Annotated in this window: 1 protein-coding gene; it reads left to right on the top strand. The window is 61.9% G+C overall.

The window, feature by feature from the left end; translation table 11 throughout:
- Positions 1–81 precede the first annotated feature (81 nt).
- A partial coding sequence (locus HZS63_RS13790; RefSeq protein WP_180684564.1) for an IS630 family transposase occupies positions 82–640 on the top strand: 559 nt, incomplete at its 3' end.

Below are 640 nucleotides of genomic sequence, written 5' to 3'. Positions count from 1 at the left end.
TATAGAGTCGGCAGCAATTATCTATGAACTTTCTGCACGCGCAGCGGTCACACTTTCTGTTATGGTGCCGGAGAGTGACGGATGGAAACAGTTGATGGTCGGAGTTTGAGTCGAGAGGCACTTCACGAGCGGCATCGGCTGATCGTGCGTGCGTTCAAGCGCGGCCTGAGTAAGGCCGAGATCAGCCGACAACTTGGGGTCAGCTACCCTGCGGTGTGCAACACGATCTGGCGTTACGAGCGCGCGGGACCGGCAACCCTGGCCCCGAAGCCGCGTGGTCGACGCAACGGCACGGGGCGGCGCCTTGACGACGAGCAGGCGGCTCATGTTCGGCGCCTGATCTGCGAGAAGCGGCCTGAGCAGATGAAGATGAAATTTGCGCTGTGGTCGCGCGCAGCGGTGATGGAGCTGATCGAGCGCGAGTGCGCAATCGTGCTGTCAGTGCGTGCGGTGGGTGACTACTTGGCACGCTGGGGCTTCACCCCTCAGAAGCCGATCAAGCGCGCCTACGAGCAGAGCGCTCCGGCGGTGAAGGCATGGATGGAAGAGACCTATCCGGCGATTGCGAAGCGCGCAAAAGCCGAGGATGCGGAAATTCACTGGGGCGATGAGACGGCGGTGGTCAACACCGACGTGCGCG

The sequence above is a fragment of the Tepidicella baoligensis genome (assembly GCF_013432195.1).
Taxonomy (GTDB): Bacteria; Pseudomonadota; Gammaproteobacteria; order Burkholderiales; family Burkholderiaceae_C; genus Tepidicella; species Tepidicella baoligensis.
The sequence above is the reverse complement of the archived record's forward strand: the minus strand, read 5'-3'. Positions and strand labels throughout refer to the sequence as shown.